This is a genomic window from Kineosporia sp. R_H_3 (assembly GCF_002198675.1).
Classification (GTDB): Bacteria; Actinomycetota; Actinomycetes; order Actinomycetales; family Kineosporiaceae; genus R-H-3.
The window spans coordinates 20,506-25,209 of the sequence record NZ_MWLL01000003.1 but is presented as its reverse complement, the minus strand read 5'-3'; the positions used below and the strand labels follow the sequence as shown (position 1 = coordinate 25,209).

Below are 4,704 nucleotides of genomic sequence, written 5' to 3'. Positions count from 1 at the left end.
CGGTGGTCAGGGGCGGACGCGGGTTCGTGGTTCGAAGACGGTGAGGCTGAACCGGGCGGGTCGTCTGCCGGCGTTGGCGTAGCCGTGGGGGACGTCGCCGGGGAAGCTGGCGGCGGCGCCGGTGCGTAGGTCGTGGGTGTGGCCGTCGATGGTGAGCCGGACGTGACCGGTCAGGACGTGGAGCAGTTCGCGGGTGCCGGCGCGGTGTGGTTCGGAGTCGTAGACCTCGTCGGGGCCGAGGGTCCAGTCCCACAGCTCGAGCATGTCGGGGGTGTCGGCCGAGGCGGTGAGGACGGCGGAACCTCCGGCGCGGCCGTGCCATAGCGGTGTGCGTGTGTCGGCGGTGGAGACGGTGACGTCGTGAGCGGGGCTGGTGTCGGAGACCAGTTCGGCGAGGCTGATGTTGAGGGCGCGGGCCAGACGCAGCAGGATCGCGATGCTGGCGTTGCTGCTGCCGGCCTCGACGTTGACGATCATGCGTCGGCTGACGCCGCTCTGTTCGGCGAGCCGGTCCAGGGTCCAGCTCTTCGCTGTGCGTGCGGCACGGACGCGGCGTCCGACGACCTGCGGGACCGGGTCGGTGCCTTCCTGGTCGCTCGCATTCTGTACGGCGTCGTCGGTCATGGCGTGCCGCCTCCTTCGCTCTCCGGCCGGCGCTGGTCGAGTACCTGGCTTTTCGCGGTCCGGGTGCCACCGGTGGTGCACAGTACTGCACTGCTGGTCGTGACGGCGGAGGCGACGTCGGCAGTGGCGCGCGGCTCGTGGGCGTGGGCGGTGCCGGTGTTGTCGCTCGGGTTCGGGGCGGGTTCGTTGCGGCGTCCGGTGCGTTCGGCGGCGACTCCGGCGGCGACGACGAGGGCGATGCCGAGGACTTGGAGTACGTCGGGGGTCTGGGCGAGGAGGGTGGCGCCGACGGCGACGGCGAGTCCAGGTTCGAGGGCCATCAGGGTGCCGAAGGCGGCCTTGCTGAGGCGGCGCAGGGCGTACAGCTCGCAGATCCAGGGCAGGAACGGTGCGAGCAGGGCGCAGAGCGCGGCGAGGAGCAGGGCGCGGGTGTCGAGGTGTCCCCAGACCTGGGGCAGCCCGAGCGGGGTGGAGACGAGTGCGGCGACAGGCATCGAGACGGCGAGCCCGTCGATGCCGGAGAACCGGTCGCCGACATGCTGGGTGATCACGATGTAGGCGCCCCAGCTGACGCCGCCGGCGGCGGCGAGGGCGATCCCGGTGAGGTTGACGGGTCCTGCCCAGGGCTGGGTGAGCAGCAGCACGCCGGCCAGGGCGAGGGCGGGCCAGGCCAGGGCGCGGCGGGTGGGGCTGTGCACGGCGGCGACGGTGAGCGGGCCGAGGAACTCGATCGCCACGACGGTGCCGAGCGGGATGGACGCGATGGCGGCCTGGAAGGTCAGGATCATGCCGGCCGTGGCCAGGCCGAGCAGGGCGGGCGCGCGCAGGTCGCGCAGGCTCCACTGGGTGAACCGTGGCCGGGCCAGGGCGAGGAACCCGATCGCGGCGATGAGCATCCGCAGCCAGCCGGTGCCGGCGGCGCCGACCCGGTCGAGCAGGTGGACCGAGACGGCGGCACCAAGCTGCACGGACAGCATCGCGGTGACCGCGAGCGACCATGCCGGTGGCCGCCCTCGATGCGGGGGCATCGGCGTCGTCATGGTGGTGAGGGGCATCGTCAGCTCGCACCCGCTGCTGCGGTCGTCGGCGACGAGGCCGGTCCGTAGGCGGTGCTGAGGGCGGCGTCGAGGTCGGCGATGAGGTCGTCGACGGACTCAAGGCCGACGGCGAGGCGGATCAGGCCGTGCTCGCGGAAGACGGGGGCGAAGCCGGCGGCGCGGGCGGCGGGGTACTCCTCGTAGGCGATGAGGGTCTCGTCGTGGCCGAGGGAGACCGCGGAGGTGATGACGCGCAGGTCGTTGACGAACCGCAGCCGGTCGGTGTGGCTGCCGGCGATGGTGAAGGAGACGACGCCGCCGTATCCGCCGTGGAGCTGGCCGGCGGCGGCCGCATGCTGGGGGTGGTCGGGCAGGCCGGGGAACGCGACGTGGGTGACACGGGGATCGGCGGCGAGGAACCGCGCGATCGCCAGCGCGTTGTCGCAGTGCCGTTGCAGGCGCAGCGGCAGGGTGACCGAGCCGCGCATGATCAGCCAGGCGTTGAACGGCGAGATGGCGCCCCCGGCATGGAACAGGGCCTGCAGCTTGACCTGACGGACCAGGTCGCGGGAGCCGAGGACCGCTCCGCCCATCGCGTCGCCGTGACCGTTGTAGAACTTCGTCAGGGAGTGCACGACGGCGTCGGCGCCGAGCTCGAGTGGGCGGGCCAGCGGCGGCGGGGTGAACGTGGAGTCGACCGTCAGGACGGCGCCGGCCTGGTGCGCGATCGCGGCGAGGGCGCGGATGTCGGCGACCCGCAGGTCGGGGTTGGCGACGACCTCGGTGTGGATCAGCTTGGTGTTGGGGCGGACGGCGGCCCGGACGGCGGCAAGGTCGGTGACGTCGAGCAGCGTCGCCTCGATGCCCATCTTGGCCGGCAGGACCGAGGTGAACAGGCCGAACGTCCGCATGTAGACGACGTCGGAGACGATCGCGTGGTCGCCGGGGTTCAGCACGGTGAAGAACAGCGCGTGCAGAGCGGCCATCCCGGTCGCGAACACGCCCGCGGCCTCGGCGCGCTCCAGCGCGGCGAGCTTGGTCTCCAGCCCGAGCTGGTTCGCCCCGGACTCCCGCGTGTACACCAGCACGTCGGGGTCGTCGTCCGGCAAGGTCGCGGGGTCCTCGGGCAGCAGGTACGAGTTCGCCATGATGATCGGTGTCCGGACCGCGCCGGTCGTGGCGTCGGCACGGTTCCCACCATGCACAGCCCAGGACTGCTCGGACAGCGTCGTGTAGTCGCGCCGGTCAGGGCGGGCGCTGCCGGAGAAGTCACTGTCGGGGCGAGTACTCATGATGCTGCTCTCCTCGGTCGCGCCGGCTCGGACGCGCCTTGCGCCGCAAGTGCACTTTACTGCATCCTCTGGTGCAATGAGAAGACGGGCGGGGCACGTGCTGCACCGGCCTGGCGTGGGCCGGAGCACGAGGTGACCAACACCAGCGTCGACGCGGCGCTCACCCACACCGGCAGCTCGGAGTGCGGTTGGGCCTGGGGCGAGGGCGAGGTCACCAGCGGCTTCCCAGTAGTGACTACCCGAGTGATGCTCGGAGAGGCGTTATGAGCCCGTCCGGACCTGTCTGCCGGGTCCTGCAAGGAGCAGCCGCCGAGTTCGTCGGGGGCTGATCCCTCGTCAGGCGGTCAGTTAGTCCCGAGTGCGGCGAGGAATGCTTCGTACTCGGCGTCGCCGATCGCCACGGTGTGCTGCGGCCCTGGGTAGCCGCCGGCCTTCACGTCGTCGGCGAACTCGCCGAATGCCGCGATGCGCTCGGCCTGCAGACGGGCGTACTCGGCGGCGAAGTCGCGGTAGCGCTTGGCGTGGCGCGGGACGTGGCCGGTGTTCGAGCCGAGGACGTCCTCGGCGAAGAGGTACTGGGCGTCGCAGCCGGATCCGGCGCCCATGGAGATGAGCAGCAGGGTGGTGCGGCGGGAGATCTCGGCGGCGACGCGGTCGGGGACGACCTCGATCTCGGCGGCGAACGCGCCGGCGTCCTCGAGCGCCTTGACCTGGCGGTGGACGAGCAGGGCTGTGTCGGCGGTCTTCCCGATGGCCTTGAAGCCGCCGGTCCAGGTGGCCTTGGAGGGGATCAGCCCGCTGTGGCCGCATACCGGGATGCCCTCGTCCGCGAGGGCTTCGACGGTGCGAAGGGAGGCCGCGCAGTAGACGGAGTCGGCTCCGTCGGACATCGCGGCGAAGGCGGCCCGTAGGTAGTCCTCGGTGGTGACGAGCTGGCCGTAGAGCAGTCCGACACAGACAAAGGCGTCCGGGGCGGCGCTGCGGAAGTCCCTGCCCCACAGAGGGTCGACGATGGACAGCAGGTCGATCCCGGCGGCGTGCGCGGCTGCCGCCTCGTCGAGGCTCGTGACGTGGAGCATCGACAGCTGCCGCTGCCCCTTGCCGGCCCGCAGGTCGGCGACGGTGGGCCGGGCCATCTCAACCGACCTCGATCTCGACGGTGCCGTCGACGACGCGGGTCGGGTACGACGTCAGGTCGACGAGGGCGGGTGCGCCGAGGGCCTGGCCGGTGCGGTAGTCGAAGCGGCCGTTGTGCCGCGGGCACTCGATCTCGGTGCCGATGACGAAGCCGCGGCACAGCAGCTCGGCCTCGTGGGTGCAGAACCCTGCGGTGGCGTAGAACTGGCCGTCGGGTGAGCGGTAGATCGCGTACTCGGTGCCGCCGTGGGTGAACGCGGCGACGTCCTCGTCGTCGACGTCGTCGGCGGCAACGGTGGGGATCCAGGTGGGCACGGGCGCTCCTCGGCGGATCGGTCGGGTCGTTCAGGCGGCCGGCGGCGGTGCGGCGACGGCGGGCTCGTAGTACGGCGCGGCGCCGGGCGGGAGCTCGCGGCGCACGTAGTAGGTCTGGTCCTTCAGCTGGCGCAGGACCGCCGGGACGAGCTCGCGGTACGCGGCCCAGATCGAGGGGTAGATCGGCGCGAGGTCACCCTTGATCTCCTCGTGGAGCTCCGGGAGCCGGTGGTACGGAACGGTCGGGAACATGTGGTGCTCCACGTGGTAGTTCATGTTCCAGTAGAGGAACCGGTTGA

Annotated in this window: 6 protein-coding genes; all 6 read right to left on the bottom strand. The window is 71.6% G+C overall.

All coding sequences use genetic code 11. From position 1 onward, the window contains the following. Positions 1 to 6 precede the first annotated feature (6 nt). Complete coding sequence (locus ECOMGDLI_RS00195; RefSeq protein ID WP_088312449.1) at positions 7 to 624, bottom strand: helix-turn-helix domain-containing protein; 618 nt, start codon at positions 622 to 624, stop codon at positions 7 to 9. Then, positions 621 to 1,601 carry a DMT family transporter gene (locus tag ECOMGDLI_RS00190; protein ID WP_198954385.1) on the bottom strand — a complete coding sequence of 327 codons (981 nt, stop codon included), beginning with the start codon at positions 1,599 to 1,601 and terminating at the stop codon, positions 621 to 623. Before ECOMGDLI_RS00190 ends, ECOMGDLI_RS00195 begins: the two co-directional genes overlap by 4 nt. Before the next feature lie 80 nt (positions 1,602 to 1,681). Beyond that, a complete protein-coding gene (locus ECOMGDLI_RS00185) occupies positions 1,682 to 2,953 on the bottom strand; it encodes a PLP-dependent aspartate aminotransferase family protein (RefSeq protein WP_088312447.1) in 1,272 nt (423 codons plus the stop codon). 344 nt (positions 2,954 to 3,297) lie between these two features. Continuing rightward, positions 3,298 to 4,089: a 3-methyl-2-oxobutanoate hydroxymethyltransferase gene (locus ECOMGDLI_RS00180; RefSeq protein WP_088312445.1), complete on the bottom strand. Its 792-nt coding sequence runs from the start codon at positions 4,087 to 4,089 to the stop codon at positions 3,298 to 3,300. A 1-nt stretch (position 4,090) separates the two neighbouring features. Next, complete coding sequence (locus tag ECOMGDLI_RS00175) at positions 4,091 to 4,405, bottom strand: Rieske 2Fe-2S domain-containing protein (protein WP_088312443.1); 315 nt, start codon at positions 4,403 to 4,405, stop codon at positions 4,091 to 4,093. Positions 4,406 to 4,435: 30 nt separating this feature from the next. Continuing rightward, positions 4,436 to 4,704, bottom strand: a 269-nt coding sequence (locus ECOMGDLI_RS35145) for a fatty acid desaturase (protein ID WP_198954384.1), incomplete at its 5' end; no start/stop codon positions are given.